The organism is Streptomyces sp. NPDC059142 (genome assembly GCF_042755665.1).
Taxonomy (GTDB): Bacteria; Actinomycetota; Actinomycetes; order Streptomycetales; family Streptomycetaceae; genus Streptomyces.
This window is the reverse complement of the sequence record NZ_JBHZDA010000012.1, coordinates 66,692-83,192: the sequence shown is the minus strand read 5'-3', so window position 1 is coordinate 83,192 and position 16,501 is coordinate 66,692. Positions and strand designations below refer to the sequence as shown.

The following is a 16,501-nucleotide window of genomic DNA, read 5'->3' as shown; positions in this document are numbered from 1 at the left end:
CGGCCATCTGTTCCTGCCCGGATGTTAGTGAGCGTTAACCTCGCGTCTCCAGGTTAACGATCGCTAACGACCCTGTCTAGAATGATTTCCCATGAGCACCCGGACCGCCGCGCCGACCCGCCGCGAACAGATCCTCAAGCAGGCCGCGCGCCTCTTCGCCGAGCGTGGTTTCCACGGCGTGGGCGTCGACGAGATAGGGGCGGCCGTCGGGATCAGCGGACCGGGGCTGTACCGCCACTTCGCGGGCAAGGACGCCATGCTCGCCGAGCTGCTGGTGGGCATCAGCGGCCGGCTGCTGGACGGCGGGCGGCTGCGCGTCAGGGAGGCCGGCGGGGCGGCGGACCGGGCGGGGGAGGGCCGGGACCCGGCCGCGCTGCTGGCCTCGCTGATCGACGGCCATATCGACTTCGCGCTGGACGACCGGCCGCTGATCACCCTCCACGACCGGGAGCTGGACCGGCTCAGGGACAGCGACCGCAAGCTGGTGCGTCAGCTCCAGCGGCAGTACGTGGAGCTGTGGGTCACGGTCGTGCGGGAGCTCTACCCGCGCGTACCGGAGGCGCAGGCGCGCGGCGCCGTGCACGCCGTCTTCGGGCTGCTCAACTCGACGCCGCACCTCGGCCCCTACGGCGGCGGGGCGCCGGGCCGGGCCAGGACGGAGGCGCTGCTGCGGCGCCTGGCGCACGGCGCCTTCGCCGCGCTGGGCGACGAGGGCGACGTACGCGGTGAAGGGGACCGGTTCAGGCGGCCTTGAGCCCCGAAAGCTCCCTGGCCAGCGTCTCCACGGGCTGGAAGGTCACCCCGAGCAGCGCGACGTGCTTCCAGTGCAGCGAGCCGTCCGGCGCGATCAGGAACACCGACCGGCGCACCCCGATCCCGGGCGCGGCCACCCCGAACGCCTTCGCGACCGACCGGTCGGTGTCGGCGAGCAGCGGAATCCGAAGATCGTACTTACGTGCGAAGGTCTCATGGCTGTCGACGTCCTGCGGGCTGATGCCCCAGACCTCGGCCCCCAGATCCGTGAACGTCTCCAGACCGCTGGAGTACGAGCAGAGCTGCTTGGTGCAGACGGTGGTGTCGTCCCCGGGGTAGAAGGCGAGGACCAGGGGATGCCCCTGCCGCTCTTCGAGCCGGTACTCCCGCCGTACGAAGGTGTCGCCGTCGAGCACGCCGCCCGGCAGCGTGAAGGGCTCTACGGGACGGCCGAGATCGGGTGAAGCTGCCACAGGAGACTCCTGGTCGAGGGTCGGGGACGGATGAGAGGGACGGATGAGAGGGACGGACGTACGGACAGTGGACCACCCCTCGCGGGGCATTCGGCACCGGGGTCCCGCCGGATTGCCCGGGGCGGCCCCTCCCGGGCCGCCGGACCCCCGCCGCGCCGTGCGGGCCTGACGGCGCGGCGGCCTGACGGCACAATGGGCTCATGCCGATACCGAGCCGCCCCGCCCTCGTCGACCATCTCGTCCGTACGCGCATCGCGGGCAATGTCGCGACACCCCGCGACAACAACCTCCGCCACTACCGCAAGCTCGCCAACGGCGACCGCCACTACTGGCTGGGCCTGGAGCTGGGCGACCGCTGGACCGACGAGCAGGACGTGCTCGCCGTGATGGCCGAGCGCTGCGGGGTGAACGACGACCCGGAGCACCGCGCCGGCCAGGACACCATCGACCCCGAGCTGACCGTCGACGCCCTGGAGCGGATGGCCGCCCGGCTGCGCAAGGCCGCCGACGCCCAGGAGCGCGTCCTCTTCGCGACCGGTCACCCGGGCGGGCTGCTGGACGTGCACCGGCAGACCGCCGACGCGCTGCGCGCCGCCGGGTGCGAGATCGTCACGATCCCCGCCGGGCTCACGGCGGACGAGGGCATGGTCTTCCAGTTCGCCGACGTCGCGGTGCTGGAGCGCGGCGCGACCCTGTGGCACACGCACTCCCCGGAGCCGATGCGGGCGATCCTCGACGGTCTGGAGCGCGACGGCAGACCCCAGCCCGACCTGGTGGTCGCCGACCACGGCTGGGCGGGGTGCGCGGGGCAGCGGGGTCTCGACTCGATGGGGTACGCGGACTGCAACGACCCCGCGCTCTTCCTCGGCGAGGCGGAGGGCACCCTCGGTGTGACGGTCCCGCTGGACGACCATGTGACGGACCCGCGTTTCTACGACCCGATGACGGCCTATCTGCTCAACGCCGCCGGTCTGCTCTGACGGCGCCGCCGCCCCCTGCGGAGCGGGACGGCCGGTTCACTCGCGCGGTACCCGGATCACGCCCTCCTGGATCACCGAGATCGCCAGCCTGCCGTCCCGGGTGAAGATCCGCGCCTGCCCCAGCCCGCGCCCGCCCGAGGACGACGGGGACTGCTGGTCGTACAGCAGCCACTCGTCCGCCCGGAACGGCCGGTGGAACCACATGGCGTGGTCCAGACTCGCCCCCACCACGTCCCCGACCGTCCAGCCGCCCCGCCCGTGGGCCAGCAGCACCGAGTCGAGCAGCGTCATGTCGGAGACGTACGTCGCCAGACAGACGTGCAGCAGGGGATCGTCGCTCAGCTTCCCCGCCGTACGGAACCACACCTGGGAGCGCGGCTCGCGCGGCTCTCCCACCCCGGCGTACGGCGGCGCGTCCACATAGCGCAGATCGACCGCCGCGCGCGCCTCCATCAGCCGGTCCACCACACCCGGGTGGACGAACCGGTCGGCGTACCGGGGCAGCAGCTCCGCGCCCGTCGGCAGCGTCTCCGGATCCGGCGCCCCCGGCATCTCCGACTGGTGCTCCAGCCCCTCCTCGTACGTCTGGAAGGACGCCGAGAGATGGAAGACGGGCCGGCCGTGCTGGACGGCGACCACCCGCCGCGTGGTGAAGGAGCGCCCGTCCCTGATCCGGTCGACGGTGTAGACGATCGGCGCGCCGGGGTCGCCGGGCCGCAGGAAGTACGCGTGCAGGGAGTGGGCCGTACGGTCGGCGGGGACCGTACGGCCCGCGGCCACCAGCGCCTGGGCGGCGACCTGCCCGCCGAAGACGCGCGGGACGACCGCGGACGCGGAGGAGCTCTCGCCGCGGAAGATGTCCTGCTCGATCCGCTCCAGGTCGAGCAGATCGAGCAGCGAGGACAGGGCGTCCGGAGTGTTCGGAGCGTCCGGAGTGCCGGGGGCGTCGTCCATCGGTGCGGCTTACAGCCCCATCGACTTGGCGATGATCATCTTCATGACCTCGCTGGTGCCGCCGTAGATCCGGTTGACGCGGTTGTCCGCGTACAGGCGGGCGATCGGGTACTCGTTCATGTAGCCGTAGCCGCCGTGGAGCTGGAGGCACTTGTCGATCACGCGGTGCGCGACCTCGGTGGTGAAGAGCTTCGCCGAGGCGGCCTCGGCGGCGGACAGCTCGCCCAGGTCGTGCGCCTCCAGCGCGCGGTCCACGACCGCCTCCGCCGCGTCCACCTCCGCCTTGCAGGCGGCCAGCTCGAACTTGGTGTTCTGGAAGGACGCCACGCTCTTGCCGAAGACCGTACGGTCCTGCACGTACGCCTGCGCGAACCGGACCGCCGCCGCGGCCTGCGCGTACGCCCCGACCGCGATGCCCAGACGCTCCTGCGGCAGGTTCTGGCCGAGGTAGGAGAAGCCCTTGTTCTCCTCGCCGAGCAGATCCCCCACCGGCACCTTCACGTCGGTGAAGGACAGCTCGGCGGTGTCGGAGGTCTTCAGCCCCAGCTTGTCGAGCTTGCGGCCGACCGCGTACCCCTCCGCCTTCGTGTCCACGACCAGCAGCGAGATCCCGTGCCGCCGGTCCTCGGGCGTCGGGGCGGCGGTACGGGCGCAGACGATGACGCGGTCCGCGTGGACACCGCCGGTGATGAACGTCTTCGCGCCGTTGAGGACGTAGTGCGTCCCGTCCTCGGAGAGCTTGGCCGTCGTCTTCATCCCGGCCAGGTCGGAGCCGGTGCCGGGCTCGGTCATGGCGATCGCGTACATCGTCCGGCCGCTGACGAAGTCGGGCAGCCACCGCTTCTTCTGCTCGTCGGTGGCGTACGCCTTCAGATACGGCAGACAGAGCGCGACATGCACGCCCGACCCTCCGAAGGAGACCCCGGCGCGGGCGCACTCCTCGGTGATGACGGCCTGGAACTTGAAGGACTCCTCGCCGGCGCCGCCGTACTCCTCGGGCACCTCGATCCCGAAGATGCCCAGCTCACCGAGGGTGTGGTAGAAGTCGCGGGGCGCCTGCCCCGCCGCGTACCACTCGTCGTAGACAGGGACGACCTCGGCTTCGACGAAAGCGCGTATGGTCTCCCGGAACGCCTCGTGGTCCTCGTTGTAAACGGTACGGCGCACGGGAAAACCTCCTGCGGTTCGCGACGGGACGGAGCATTCGATTAAGCGCTTGCTCAGTCCAAGTTACCCGGCGGTTCGTCCGGGTGTCCAGAGGTCGCCGGTGGCGTGAAGCGGTCACGTGGTGGCGTGCAGATGCCCCCGCGCCCACTCCTCGAACGGGGTGAGCGGGATGCCGAGGGCCCGCGCGAACTCCGGGCGGGCCGGCTGGCCCGCCACGTTCACGAACTCGTGCGCGGCGCCCATCCCCGGCATCCCGGCGGCGAACGCCTCCTCCTCGGTCATGTCGGGCGCGGTCAGCTCCGTACCCAGGACCCGGGAGAGGACCGCCGCGACCTCCGTCATCGTCAGGCACTCGCTCGCCAGCTCCAGCTCCACCCCGTCGAACCGCTCCGGCCGGGCGACGGCGGCGGCAGCGGCCCGGCCGATGTCGTCGACCGCGACCAGCGACAGGGTCGTCCCGGGCTTGATGACGCTCACCAGTCCGCCCGCGACGCCGCGCGGGAACAGGAACGCCATGGAGGGCAGGAAGTTGTCCATGAAGAAGGCCGGCTTGATGAGCGTCCAGTGCGCGAAGCCCGCCTCGCGCACCCGGTCCTGGAGTCCGGACTTGGTGGTGTAGTACGGCTCCATCGCCGCCCAGCGGCCCTCGGCCCAGCCGGGGGCCCCGGTGTGCTGCCCGGCGCCGGAGACCGAGGTGTGCACGAACTGCTCCACCCCGGCGGCCCTCGCGCCCTCGATCAGGTTGGCGCCCTGGGCCAGCTCGCCTTCGAAGTCGATGCCGTCCTCGCTCATCGCGGGCATCTGTACGGAGAAGACGGCGCGGGCCCCTTCGGCCGCCCTCGTCACGGAGGCGCGGTCGAGGAGGTCGCCGGTGACCAGCTCGGCCCCGAGCGCCTCGACGGCCTTCGCCCGCGCGCTCGCCGGGTCGCGGACCAGCGCCCGGACGGGGACGCCCGCCGCGAGCAGGGCGCGGGCGGTGGCGCCGCCCTGCCGGCCGGTGGCGCCGGTGACCAGGACGGGCGCGGATCCGGGTGGTACGGCGGCTGTGGGCATGGCACTCCTCGGGCAGGGGGCGTCCGGTGCGTGACCGGCGCCGACGCTAAACGGCGGGGTCCGCCGTTTCTTCTTCGGTAAGATACGGAGGGCCCCGCCACTTAGCAACTCCCCCCTCGACGATTCCGGAGATGACGCCATGCCGGTCCAGCGCGCGGACGCCCGGCGCAACTACGCGCGGATCCTCGCCGTGGCCGAGGCGGAGGTCGCCGAACACGGCGCCGACGCCTCCCTGGAGCAGATCGCACGCGTCGCGGGGGTCGGCTCCGCCACCGTCCGCCGGCACTTCCCCAGCCGCCGCGCGCTCCTGGACGCGGTCTTCCACGAACGCCTCGACGTCCTGTGCGACCGCGCCCACGAACTCTCCGCCTCGCCCGACGCCCGCGCCGCGCTCCTGGAGTGGCTGACCGCCGTCACCGCGTACGCCGCCTCCGCCCGGGGCCTGGCCGTCGCCCTGACCCCCGACGCGCCGCTCTCCGCGGACGCCGCGCACCTGAACGCCTGCGCGGCGAAGTTCACCGAGGCGCTCGACCCGCTCCTGCGCCGCGCCGAACGGGACGGGGCGGTGGCGCCCGGCCTGACCGTCACCGACCTGCTCACCCTGATCGCGGGCATCGTCTGGGCCACGGAACACCACCGGGACCCGTCCGCCGAGGCGCACCGGCTGCTGGGCCTGACGGTGGCGGGGCTCAGCCCGAAGAGCTGAGGACGCGTGCGTGAAATACGGTGAGACCGGGGCGGCGAGGATCCGCGAAAGGACCATGGACATGGCGCGACAGCACACCGCGGACGACCTGGAGGCCCGCCCCCTGGACCAGGGCTCCGTCGCCGACTGGCAGAGACTCCGCGCGGAGATCGAGAGCGTCGACGGGGCGGGCGAGCACGTCAGCGCCGAAGACCTCGTCGAGATGCTGGAGGACCCCAAACTCGACCCGGCCCGGGACAGCCTGGGCCTGTGGAGCGGGTCGCGCCTCGTCGCGTACGCGGTCCTGCACACACCGCACGGCGCACCGGAGGTGGCCCGTTTCCAGGGCGACGCGGCGGTCCACCCCGACCGGCGGCGGCACGGCATCGGAACCCGGCTCGTCGACTGGCTGGAGGCCCGCGCGGAAACCCGCCTCAAGGCCGACCCCCAGCTCTCCGCCCTGCGCGGCGAACTGCTGCTGGACGGGCTGGCCGGGGACCCGGGGCTGCTGAAACTCGCCCAGCGGCAGGGCTTCCGGCCGTGCCGCTGGTGGTTCGACATGAAGCAGCCGGCCCCCACCGGCGACCGGAGCCCCGAGCCCCGGCCCGCCCCGGAGGGCACCCTTCCGGTCGCGTTCGACGCGACGTACGACGAGGCCACCCGGCTGGCCCACAACGACGCGTTCCGCGACCACTGGAACTTCACCCCGTTCGACGCCACCGACTGGCGCACCTGGGTCACCGGCGCCGGTTCGTTCCGGCCCGCGATGTCCCGGCTGCTGATCGCGGGCGACGAGGTCGTCGCGTACCTCCTCGCGGAGGAGAGCGAGGCGGAGACGGCCGAGACGGGCAGCCGCGACTGCCACGTCGGCTTCCTCGGCACCCGCCGCTCCTGGCGCGGCCGGGGCGCGGCGCAGGCACTCCTGACGGACGTCCTGCGCACGGCGGGCGACGCCGGTTACGACACGGTGTCGCTCACCGTCGACACGGACAACCCGTCGGGAGCGCTGGGCATGTACGAGAGATCGGGCTTCGCGGCGACCCGCGAAGCCGTCACGTACGCGCGCCCGCTCGGCCGGGGAGCGTTCCGCTCCTGACGGCGGCCACGAACGAGGTCCAGGGGGCCGGGGGGAAGAGGAGCGCGGGGGCGTGGGGGGCCTTGGAGTCGCGGACGGGGACGCCGGAGGGGTGGTTGTCGAGTACTTCGAGGCAACTGTCCGCGTCGTTTCCGCTGTAGGACGACTTGCGCCAGCGGTTTGTGCCGGTGGCGTCAGGGGCTGTCATCTCGGTCATTGTGTCCGTATTCCTCTGCTGCTGCCCTGAGCAGGGCAAGCGATTCCCTTGTGGGCAGCGCGTCGCCCAGCGCTAGAGCGTAGGCCGCTTGGATCCGTTCGACCATGGTGGGGTCATCGTGAAGCTTGGCCATGTAAATGGCTTCGGAGTACGCCACGGGCGGTTGATCCTCGAACCACATCAGCGACAGCATGCTCTGCTGGAGCGGGTGGGCCCCCAGGCTGTGCGGCAGCACGTGAATCCGTACGCGTCGAACCTCCGCCAAGTGCACGATGTGGTTCATCTGCTCTGCCATGACCTCCGGCCCGCCGACTGCACGACGTAGCACCGATTCGTCAAGCAGGGCACACACTACGGGGGTTACCGGGGAGTCGAGGATCTTGGCCCGCCCCAGCCGCGTGACGACGATCCTGTCGCACTCCTCCTTGCTCCAAGGCGGCGAAGCCGTATCGAGAACCGCGCGCATATAGCGTTCGGTCTGAAGAATTCCAGGCACGAGGGACAGCGCGAACTCGCGGATTGTGGTGGCTTGTTGTTCGAGTTGTCGCGCGACCTCGAATCGATCGGCGACAACCGAGTCGTCCCGTGGCAGAAAGCTGCGCAGTACATTCCCCGTATTCAGGGCCCTGTCGAGCCGCTGCGCGTCCTCTTTGGACGGGACACGGCGCCCCGCCTCGATGTGCGAGATGTGCGAACGGGTCATGATCGCGGCGTCCGCCAGTTCCTGTTGCGTCAGGCCCGCCGCTACTCGCTGTTCCTTGAGCCAATCGCCGTAGATGCTTCCCATGTGCCGACTCCCTTGCGACAGACGCGGTGTCACCTGCAATCCTCTGGCGAGCCTAGCGAGCGCGGTCGCACTGTGTGAGGGAATCGCTACACAGGGCATTCCTGTGGGGCGTGCCCTTCGAGCAACAGGAGTTGACGACGTGTTCAGTGTGTCTGCCCTCAATGGTTCAAGGGAGGCGCTGCGCCTGCTTCCGTGGTCCGGCGAGGACGGCAAGCCGTGCTACCTCGCCGGTGGCGGGAACGGTTACATCTCCCGGATGGCCGACGAGATGGAGGACGCGCAGCTCGACATGGCTGCCGAAATCCTGGGTCACGCGGCCGACATGCTCGCCGAGTCCAGGACCACCTCCGTGCAGCTCCGCTTTCTCGTGGCCCGGATGTCCGAGGCGCTGCGCGATGTCTGCCGGGTGGCGGAGAGCCGGGGTGCCCGTATCCCGGAGCCTCCGTGTCCCGATGTGGAGGACTCCGAGGGCTGACCCCCGGTGGCGGGCCGGCCGGTCCCGTGAGGTGCCGCTCCGTCAGTCGCGGTGTGCGGCCTGTCTCCTGGACCAGGCGGTGGCGTCCACTCCGTACCGGGTCAGGAGCCGTGCGAACTGGGTCCGCTCCTCCGGTGACCAGGTGACGGTGATCTCCAGGAACGCCTTTCGCTGTTCGGCGGCGAAGCGGTTGCGTTCGGCCTCGCCGTGCTCGGTGAGTTCGAGCACGGTGCGGCGTCCGTCGGACTGGGACGCCGCCCGCCGCAGCAGCCCCTCCGCTATGCAGGCCGCGACGGTCCGGCTTGCCACCGGCTGCGCGACGCCCATCTCGGCGGCGAGCCCCCCGACGGTCGTCTCGCCCGGCGCGTCGGCGATGACGTTGAGCACGAGGTTGCGGGAGAGGTCCTTGCCCGATGCCGGTGCGCGGCGCCGCAGCCGGGACAGTGCCGGGCCGATCTGATCCAGCGCCGGGTCTTCGGGGGGCTCGGAGAGGGGCGTGCTGCTCATGTGCCGAGTCTAGGCCCGGCCGGCACATTTGCATACCATTCAACAAGTGCATAGCATTGGGTATGTAAATCTTGAACGAACCACGAAATGAGGCGGACCGTCATGGCGCTCACGGCGATCACCAACGCGCAGATCTTCGACGGGGAGCAGGCGGTCGGCGTGCGGACCGTGGTCATCGACGGCGGGAGGATCGCCCGTGTCGGTGGCGAGGCCCCACGGGGCAGCGAGATCGTCGACGGCAGCGGTGCCACACTGCTGCCGGGACTCATCGACGCCCATGTGCACTCCGCCCCGGGCTCCCTGGCGCTCGCCCTGCGGTTCGGGGTGACGACCGAACTGGAGATGCAGGGGATGAACACCCGGGAGAACCGGGGGGCCGTCACCGACGACGACACACAGGCCGACGTGCGCTCCTCCGGATTCGCCATCACACCGCCCGGCGGACACCCGAGCGAGCTGATGCCCGAGGGGTTCCGGCCCAAGTGGGAACTTCCCCCGGTGATGCCCCTGATGCCGTTCTCCACCACGCCCGAGGAGGCCGCCGCCTTCGTGCCGCAACTCCTCGCCCGGGGCTCCGACTTCATCAAGTTCATGATCGACGACGGCAGCGTGGAGGGACACCCCGGGCTGCCCGTGCTCGACCGGGCCACTGTGCACGCCGGTGTCGCCGAGGCCAAGAAGTACGGCGCCCTGACCGTGGCCCACGCGCTGACCGTGGAGGCCACCAGGACGGCCGCCGAAGCCGGCATCGACGGCCTCACCCACGTGTTCATGGACCAGCCGCACTCCGCCGAGATCATCGCCCTGATCAAGGACGCGGGCATGTTCGTCATCCCCTGCGTCACCCTCAACGCTTCGATGATGGGGATCGACGGCAGCGAACTCGCCGACGACCCCCGGGTCGCCGCGCGTCTCGACGCCGCCTGGGACCGGACCCTGCGCTCCAGCTACAACCGCTTCCCCCAGGGCAAGCTCCACGACGTGTACGACACCGTGCGCGCGCTGGACGCCGCCGGTGTCGACGTGCTGGCCGGGACCGACGTCTCCATGCCCGAGACGTTCTTCGGGGGCCTGGCGCACGGGGCGAGCCTGCACCACGAACTCCAGTACCTGGTGGCGGCCGGCCTCACACCCGCACGAGCCCTGCGCGCGGCCACCGCGACCACCGCCCGCCGCTTCCGCCTCAGCGACCGGGGCCGCATCGCCGAGGGGCTCAGGGCCGACCTCCTGCTGGTCGACGGCGACCCGACCGCCACCATCGGCGACACCCTCAACACCCGTGCCGTCTGGCGCCGCGGCAGCCGCCTGGCGGCGTGAGCGCGGTCCCTCCCCGGATCCCGTCCCCCGTCCACCCGACCCGGCCCCGGGGGCGGCGCGCCGGGTCGGCCGGGTCAGGGCGTTTCCGGCGGCTCCCGTAGCGCGAACCACAGCTCCATCCGTACGTCGGGGTCGTCCAGGTCCCGGTCGAGCAGGGCCGCGCAGCGGGCGACGCGGTGGCGGACCGTGTTGCGGTGGACCTTCAGGGCGACCGCCGTACGGTCCCAGCTTCCGTGCAGCGAGAGCCAGGCGCGCAGCGTCTCCGTCAGGGCCGGGGCGCCCGGGGCCGCGAGGAGGGGGGCCAGGAGGGCGCGGGCGTGGGAGGCGGCCTCCTCCGGGGGGATCAGGGAGGTGAGCCCGGCCGCCGGTCCCGCCGGGTCGTGGCGTACCAGGGCGGTACGGGTGGCCTCCGCGCGGCCCAGGGCGCGCAGCGCGCGGGTGGCCGCCCCGGCCAGGTCCTGCGGGGCGACCGGGTCGCTGACGCCGAGGGTCCAGCCGGGCCTGGCGGTGACCTCGCGGTCGGTGAGGACGCGGACCGTCGTGCCGTCCGTGTCGGCCAGCGCGCTGCCCAGGGCCGCCGCCAGCGCGCCCGCCGCGAACGGGGTGGCGCCGCCGCGCCCCTGGACCACCCGCCAGGGCCCCGGGCCGAGCAGCGGCGCCGTCTCGGCCGGGGTGGCGCCCAGCAGCAGCCGTACCAGCGCGGCCGAACGGCCCGCCTCCGCCGCGCCCTGGTGCGGCGCGGTGAGGAGGGAGAGCAGGACCACGGCGACCCCCGCGACGGTGTGGTCGCCGGGCTCGCGCCGCTCGGCCGCCACGCCGAGGACCAGGCCCTGGCCGCCGCCGAGCGCGTACGCGGCGAGATGGGCACCCTGTGTCGTGTCCGTGGCCGAGGAGGGCGCGGTGCTGTTCCGCGCCGGGTTGACCACCCTGGCCAGGCGCGCGAGCGCCGTACGGGCGCCGGGGGAGGGGGAGCGGCCCGTCGAGTGCAGCTCCGCGCCGTCCGGCGCGAACAGGACCGCGCGGCCGTCGAGCCCCACCGCGAGCTGGTGCAGCACCGCGGGCACCGGATCCTGCCTGGCCGCCGCGGCGGCCAGGCCCTGCTGGGCCCGGGTCACCCGGCGCAGCTCCCGGTGGCGTGCCTCCGCCATCAACCGCCACACCGCGCGTACCACCGCCGTGAACGGGGTACGGGGCGGCACCTCCAGCAGCGGCAGACCGTGCCGGTCGCAGGCGTCGACCAGGGCGGTCGGCACCGTGTCGTACACCGGTGTCACCCCGAAGCCGAGCGCCGCCGCGCCCGCCTCGACCACGCGCCCCACATAGGTGTCCGCGTAGGCGTCGGTGAGCTGGACGCCCGCCGTCAGCAGCAGCTCGCCGCCGAGCAGATACGGGTACGGGTCGGCCATCTCCGAGGTGTGCACCCACTGCACCACCTGGGAACCGTCGTCCTGCGGGCCCGCGATCCCGCGCAGGCCCAGCGTCCGGTCCGCCAGCAGATCGGCGAGCGGCACCGGGGGAGCGGGCGGGGCGGAAGGGGCGGTGGTGATGTCCGGCATGGATGATCCATCCGTCCTCGGCGGAAAGAATGGATGAAACGTACACTTCAGCGCCGCCCACCGGCCACCTACCGTCATGTCCCACACGCTCGGCCGGCGGCGCCTCCGTCTTTTTACGCAGGCGAACGGATCCGGGCACCTTCAGGCGTGAGACGAGACGGAGGAAGCCCATGGCTGTCGACTACGCGGTGATCGTCGTCTATCTGGCCGGCATGCTCGCCATGGGCTGGTGGGGCATGCGCCGCGCCCGGTCCAAGAGCGAGTTCCTGGTGGCGGGCCGCAGGCTCGGCCCCTGGATGTACTCCGGCACCATGGCCGCCATCGTCCTGGGCGGCGCCTCGACCATCGGCGGCGTCGGCCTCGGCTACCGGCACGGCCTCTCCGGCGCCTGGATGGTCTTCGCCATCGGCCTCGGACTGCTCGCCCTCTCCGTCTTCTTCTCCGCGCGGATCGCCCGGCTGAAGGTCTACACCGTCTCCGAGATGCTCGACCTGCGCTACGGCGGCCGGGCCGGGCTGATCTCGGGCATCGTGATGTGGGCGTACACCCTGATGCTCGCCGTCACCTCGACCATCGCGTACGCCACGATCTTCGACGTCCTCTTCGACCTGCACCGCACCGTCGCGATCATCCTGGGCGGGGCGGTCGTCGTCGCGTACTCGACGCTCGGCGGTATGTGGTCCATCACGCTGACCGACATGGTGCAGTTCGTCGTGAAGACCATCGGGGTGCTGCTGCTCCTGCTGCCCATCGCCGTCGTCAAGGCGGGCGGCTTCGCGGAGATGAAGGAGCGGCTGCCCTCGGAGTACTTCTCGCCGTTCGGCATCGGCGGCGAGACGATCTTCACCTACGTCCTGATCTACACCTTCGGGATGCTGATCGGACAGGACATCTGGCAGCGGGTGTTCACCGCGCGCGGCGACAAGGTCGCGCGCTGGGGCGGCACCGTCGCCGGTACCTACTGTCTGGTGTACGCGCTGGCCGGCGCGGTCATCGGCACCGCCGCCAAGGTGCTCTACCCCGACCTGGGCAGCGCGGACGACGCGTTCGCGACCATCGTCACGGACGAACTGCCCACGGGGGTACGCGGACTGGTCCTGGCCGCCGCGCTCGCGGCCGTGATGTCGACCTCCTCGGGCGCGCTGATCGCCTGCGCGACCGTGGCCAACAACGACATCTGGGCGCGGCTGCGCGGAGCCGTCGGACGGGGCGGCGACGCGCACGGCGAGGTGGACGAGGTGCGGGGCAACCGGCTGTTCATCCTGGTCATGGGGGTCGGCGTGATCGCCGTGGCCATCGCCCTGAACAACGTCGTCGAGGCGCTGACCGTCGCGTACAACCTGCTGGTCGGCGGATTGCTCGTACCGATCCTCGGCGGGCTGCTGTGGCGGCGCGGCACGGTGTACGGCGCGCTGGCCGCCGTGATCGTCGGCGGGGTCACCGTCGTGGGGCTGATGGCCGCGTACGGGATCCTCGCCAACCAGCCCATCTACTACGGCCTGCTGGCCTCGCTCGCCGCGTACGTGATCGTCAGCCTGGCGACGCCGCCGACCGACGAGGCGGTGCTCGCGGTGTGGCGTGCCCGGCTCGCGGGGAAGGCGCCGGAGGAGGCCGGGGAGTCCACTGTCAGTGGGCTGGTCCATTCTTGATACGGAGCACTTGCCGCAGAGCGCGGCAGAGTGAGACAGAGTTCCACAGAACGGTCATGGCGCGTCGGCGTCCCGGTGCGCCGCGTGACGCGCCGGGCGACGTGACGCGGCGACACAGCGATTCCCGGAGAGGCCCGACGATGAGCAGCAACGGACACCACGGACACCACGGCCCGCGCGGGCCCGTCGACTCGTCCCGTGTCCCGAGGTACGCGGGACCGGCCACGTTCGCCCGGCTCCCCCGGCTGGACGAGGTCGGCAGGGCCGATGTCGCCGTCGTCGGCGTCCCCTTCGACACCGGTGTCTCCTACCGGCCCGGCGCCCGCTTCGGCGGCAACGCGATACGCGAGGCGTCACGGCTGCTGCGCCCGTACAACCCGGCGCAGGACGCCTCGCCGTTCGCGCTCGCGCAGGTCGCGGACGCCGGGGACATCGCCGCCAACCCGTTCGACATCGGCGAGGCGGTCGAGACGATCGAGGCGGCGGCCGACGAACTGCTGGGGACCGGCGCGCGGCTGATGACCCTCGGCGGCGACCACACGATCGCGCTCCCGCTGCTCCGCTCGGTCGCGAAGCGGCACGGACCGGTCGCGCTGCTCCACTTCGACGCCCATCTCGACACCTGGGACACCTACTTCGGTGCGGAGTACACGCACGGCACACCGTTCCGCCGGGCCTTCGAGGAGGGCATCCTCGACACGGAGGCGCTGTCCCACGTCGGTACGCGCGGCCCGCTGTACGGCAAGCGGGACCTGGACGAGGACGCCAGGATGGGGTTCGGGATCGTCACGTCCGCCGATGTGATGCGCCGGGGCGTGGACGAGATCACCGATCAGCTCCGGCAGCGCATCGGCGACCGGCCGCTGTACATCTCCATCGACATCGACGTCCTGGACCCGGCGCACGCGCCGGGCACCGGCACGCCCGAGGCGGGCGGGCTGACCTCGCGCGAACTCCTGGAGATCATCCGCGGGCTGGCCTCCTGCCGACTGGTCTCCGCGGACGTGGTGGAGGTCGCGCCCGCGTACGACCACGCGGAGATCACCTCCGTCGCCGCCTCCCACACGGCGTACGAGCTGACGACGGTCATGTCCCGGCAGATCGCCGCGGAGGCTGCGGAGGCCGCAGAGGGTGCCGACGCCGCTGAACGCTCCCCGGCGGAGGCGCGCTGATGCACGACCACGACCACGAACCCGTGAGCCTCACCCCCGAGCAGACCGCCGCGGCGCTCGACCCGCCGCCCGGCCGGCGCGGCGGCGACCTGGTCGTCGAGACGCTGTACGGCCTCGGCGCCACGACCGTCTTCGGCCTGCCGGGACAGCACGCGCTCGGCATGTTCGACGCCCTGCGCCGCTCCTCGCTCCAGTACATCGGGCTGCGCGTGGAGAACAACGCGGGGTTCGCCGCCGACGCGTACGGCCGGGTCACCGGCGAGGTCGCCCCGCTGCTCCTCTCCACCGGCCCCGGCGCGCTGACCGCGCTCCCCGCGCTCCAGGAGGCGGCGGCGGCCTCGGCGCCGGTCCTGGCGATCTCCAGCCAGGTCCCGGCGGCCGGTCTGGGCGGCGGGCGCCACGGGTATCTGCACGAACTGCGCGACCAGCAGGCGTCCTTCCGCGACATCGTGAAGTCCGTGCACCCCGTCCGTACGCCCTCGCAGATCCCGTCCGCGATCGCCGCCGCCTGGGAGTCCGCGCTCACCGCCCCGCACGGCCCGGTCTGGGTGGAGATCCCGCAGGACGTGCTGCTCGCCGAGGTCGCGCTGCCGGTCGTCACGCCGATGGACGCCACACCGCGCGAGCTGCGTCCGCGCCCCGAACTGACCGCCGTCGCCGCGCACGCCCTGTCGCACGCGCGGCGGCCGGTGATCATCGCGGGCGGCGGGGTGGTCAGGTCGGACGCCTCCGGCAAGCTCCGGGCGCTCGCGGAGAAGCTGGCCGCGCCGGTCGTCACGACGGCCGGCGGCAAGGGCGCGTTCCCCTGGGAGCACCCGCTCTCCCTCCAGTCCTGGATGGAGGACCGCCACACCACGGACTTTCTGGAGGACGCGGACGTGGTGCTGGTGGTCGGCTCCGGGCTGGGCGAGCTGTCCTCCAACTACCACACGTTCCGCCCGCGCGGCCGGATGATCCAGATCGAGGCGGACGCGGGCAAGCTGGAGTCCAACCACCCGGCGCTCGGCATCCACGCCGACGCGCGGAACGCGCTCTCCGCGCTGCTGGAGTCGGTGACCCGCCGCGAGGACCCGGCCGCCGCAGCGGCCGTCGCGACGGTCCTGGCGAAGGTACGGGAACGGATCGACGCCCAGGACCTCACGCTGGAGCGGCGGGTGCTGGCCGCCGTCCGCGAGGCCCTGCCCGCCGCGTCGCCCAGCTTCTGGGACATGACGATCCTCGCCTACTGGGCCTGGTCGGCGTGGCCTGGCCCGATGCACTCCGGCCAGGGCGCGGGCGGTCTCGGCTACGGCTTCCCCGCCGCGCTCGGCGCCGCCGTGGCCGACCGTACGAGGCCGGTCCTCGCGGTGTCCGGCGACGGCGGCGCGATGTACTCGATCGCGGAGCTGGCCACCGCCCGCCAGTACGACCTACCGGTGACGTGGCTGATCGTGGACGACGGGGGGTACGGCATCCTGCGCGAGTACATGACGGACGCCTTCGGCGAACCCGAGGGGACGGAGCTGGCCCGGCCGGACTTCGTGGCCCTCGCGGAGTCCTTCGGCGTCCCCGCGGTCCGTACCGCGCCGGAGTCCCTGCGCGAGGACCTGGCCAAGGCGCTCGCGGAGCCCGGCCCCTCCGTCGTCGTCCTCCCCGCCCTGCTGCGCATGTTCGCCCCGACCCACCTGGACGCGCCATGAGG

General features: G+C 72.3%; 17 protein-coding genes. 9 read left to right on the top strand and 8 right to left on the bottom strand.

From position 1 onward, the window contains the following. Nucleotides 1-91: 91 nt before the first annotated feature. Nucleotides 92-754, top strand: a complete 663-nt coding sequence (locus tag ACFXPK_RS07225; RefSeq protein WP_384992280.1) for a TetR/AcrR family transcriptional regulator — start codon at nucleotides 92-94, stop codon at nucleotides 752-754. Here the strand turns inward: ACFXPK_RS07225 and ACFXPK_RS07220 are convergent. Further along, nucleotides 741-1,226 carry a peroxiredoxin gene (locus tag ACFXPK_RS07220; RefSeq protein WP_384992277.1) on the bottom strand — a complete coding sequence of 162 codons (486 nt, stop codon included), beginning with the start codon at nucleotides 1,224-1,226 and terminating at the stop codon, nucleotides 741-743. The genes ACFXPK_RS07225 and ACFXPK_RS07220 overlap by 14 nt on opposite strands. Nucleotides 1,227-1,426: 200 nt before the next feature. Here ACFXPK_RS07220 and ACFXPK_RS07215 point away from each other — a divergent pair, with 200 nt between their 5' ends. Continuing rightward, nucleotides 1,427-2,206 (top strand): phosphatase, encoded by a 780-nt coding sequence (locus tag ACFXPK_RS07215; RefSeq protein ID WP_384992276.1) that lies wholly within the window; start codon nucleotides 1,427-1,429, stop codon nucleotides 2,204-2,206. Nucleotides 2,207-2,242: 36 nt separating this feature from the next. Here the strand turns inward: ACFXPK_RS07215 and tesB are convergent, their stop codons facing one another. From tesB to ACFXPK_RS07200, 3 genes are all read right to left on the bottom strand, one after another. Next, nucleotides 2,243-3,160 (bottom strand): acyl-CoA thioesterase II, encoded by a 918-nt coding sequence (tesB, locus tag ACFXPK_RS07210; RefSeq protein WP_385072612.1) that lies wholly within the window; start codon nucleotides 3,158-3,160, stop codon nucleotides 2,243-2,245. Between the two features lie 9 nt (nucleotides 3,161-3,169). Continuing rightward, on the bottom strand, nucleotides 3,170-4,327 hold the full coding sequence (locus tag ACFXPK_RS07205) for an acyl-CoA dehydrogenase family protein (RefSeq protein WP_385072609.1): 1,158 nt from the start codon (nucleotides 4,325-4,327) through the stop codon (nucleotides 3,170-3,172). Nucleotides 4,328-4,441: 114 nt separating this feature from the next. Then, on the bottom strand, nucleotides 4,442-5,380 hold the full coding sequence (locus ACFXPK_RS07200) for an NmrA/HSCARG family protein (protein ID WP_385072606.1): 939 nt from the start codon (nucleotides 5,378-5,380) through the stop codon (nucleotides 4,442-4,444). A gap of 139 nt (nucleotides 5,381-5,519) precedes the next feature. Between ACFXPK_RS07200 and ACFXPK_RS07195 the strand changes: the two genes are divergently transcribed. Both ACFXPK_RS07195 and ACFXPK_RS07190 read left to right on the top strand, forming a co-directional pair. Beyond that, complete coding sequence (locus ACFXPK_RS07195; RefSeq protein ID WP_384992264.1) at nucleotides 5,520-6,086, top strand: TetR/AcrR family transcriptional regulator; 567 nt, start codon at nucleotides 5,520-5,522, stop codon at nucleotides 6,084-6,086. Between the two features lie 61 nt (nucleotides 6,087-6,147). Beyond that, nucleotides 6,148-7,161, top strand: a complete 1,014-nt coding sequence (locus tag ACFXPK_RS07190; RefSeq protein ID WP_385072603.1) for a GNAT family N-acetyltransferase — start codon at nucleotides 6,148-6,150, stop codon at nucleotides 7,159-7,161. On the opposite strand, the gene ACFXPK_RS07185 is transcribed toward ACFXPK_RS07190, so the two are convergent. Beyond that, complete coding sequence (locus ACFXPK_RS07185; protein ID WP_385072601.1) at nucleotides 7,118-7,348, bottom strand: DUF397 domain-containing protein; 231 nt, start codon at nucleotides 7,346-7,348, stop codon at nucleotides 7,118-7,120. The two genes, ACFXPK_RS07190 and ACFXPK_RS07185, sit on opposite strands and share 44 nt — an antisense overlap. Then, complete coding sequence (locus ACFXPK_RS07180; RefSeq protein WP_385072598.1) at nucleotides 7,335-8,144, bottom strand: helix-turn-helix domain-containing protein; 810 nt, start codon at nucleotides 8,142-8,144, stop codon at nucleotides 7,335-7,337. The genes ACFXPK_RS07185 and ACFXPK_RS07180 overlap by 14 nt, the downstream gene beginning before the upstream one ends. A 139-nt stretch (nucleotides 8,145-8,283) precedes the next feature. On the opposite strand from ACFXPK_RS07180, the gene ACFXPK_RS07175 reads away from it, so the two are divergent. After that, complete coding sequence (locus ACFXPK_RS07175; protein ID WP_385072595.1) at nucleotides 8,284-8,619, top strand: hypothetical protein; 336 nt, start codon at nucleotides 8,284-8,286, stop codon at nucleotides 8,617-8,619. A gap of 42 nt (nucleotides 8,620-8,661) precedes the next feature. Here the strand turns inward: ACFXPK_RS07175 and ACFXPK_RS07170 are convergent, their stop codons facing one another. Further along, the gene (locus ACFXPK_RS07170; RefSeq protein ID WP_385072593.1) at nucleotides 8,662-9,126 is read right to left on the bottom strand and encodes a MarR family winged helix-turn-helix transcriptional regulator; all 465 of its coding nucleotides are present in this window, start codon (nucleotides 9,124-9,126) and stop codon (nucleotides 8,662-8,664) included. 102 nt (nucleotides 9,127-9,228) lie between these two features. Between ACFXPK_RS07170 and ACFXPK_RS07165 the strand changes: the two genes are divergently transcribed. Then, nucleotides 9,229-10,443, top strand: coding sequence for an amidohydrolase family protein (locus ACFXPK_RS07165; protein ID WP_385072644.1), 1,215 nt, complete (start codon nucleotides 9,229-9,231; stop codon nucleotides 10,441-10,443). 74 nt (nucleotides 10,444-10,517) lie between these two features. Here ACFXPK_RS07165 and ACFXPK_RS07160 read toward each other — a convergent pair whose 3' ends face one another. Further along, entirely contained in the window at nucleotides 10,518-11,999 is a 1,482-nt protein-coding gene (locus ACFXPK_RS07160) for a PucR family transcriptional regulator (RefSeq protein ID WP_385072591.1), read from the bottom strand. 170 nt (nucleotides 12,000-12,169) lie between these two features. Between ACFXPK_RS07160 and ACFXPK_RS07155 the strand changes: the two genes are divergently transcribed. From ACFXPK_RS07155 to ACFXPK_RS07145, 3 genes are all read left to right on the top strand, one after another. Beyond that, complete coding sequence (locus ACFXPK_RS07155; protein WP_384992244.1) at nucleotides 12,170-13,648, top strand: sodium:solute symporter; 1,479 nt, start codon at nucleotides 12,170-12,172, stop codon at nucleotides 13,646-13,648. A 140-nt stretch (nucleotides 13,649-13,788) separates the two neighbouring features. Beyond that, entirely contained in the window at nucleotides 13,789-14,820 is a 1,032-nt protein-coding gene (speB, locus tag ACFXPK_RS07150) for an agmatinase (protein ID WP_385072589.1), read from the top strand. Next, nucleotides 14,817-16,499: a thiamine pyrophosphate-binding protein gene (locus ACFXPK_RS07145; RefSeq protein ID WP_385072642.1), complete on the top strand. Its 1,683-nt coding sequence runs from the start codon at nucleotides 14,817-14,819 to the stop codon at nucleotides 16,497-16,499. The genes speB and ACFXPK_RS07145 overlap by 4 nt, the downstream gene beginning before the upstream one ends. Nucleotides 16,500-16,501 lie beyond the last annotated feature (2 nt).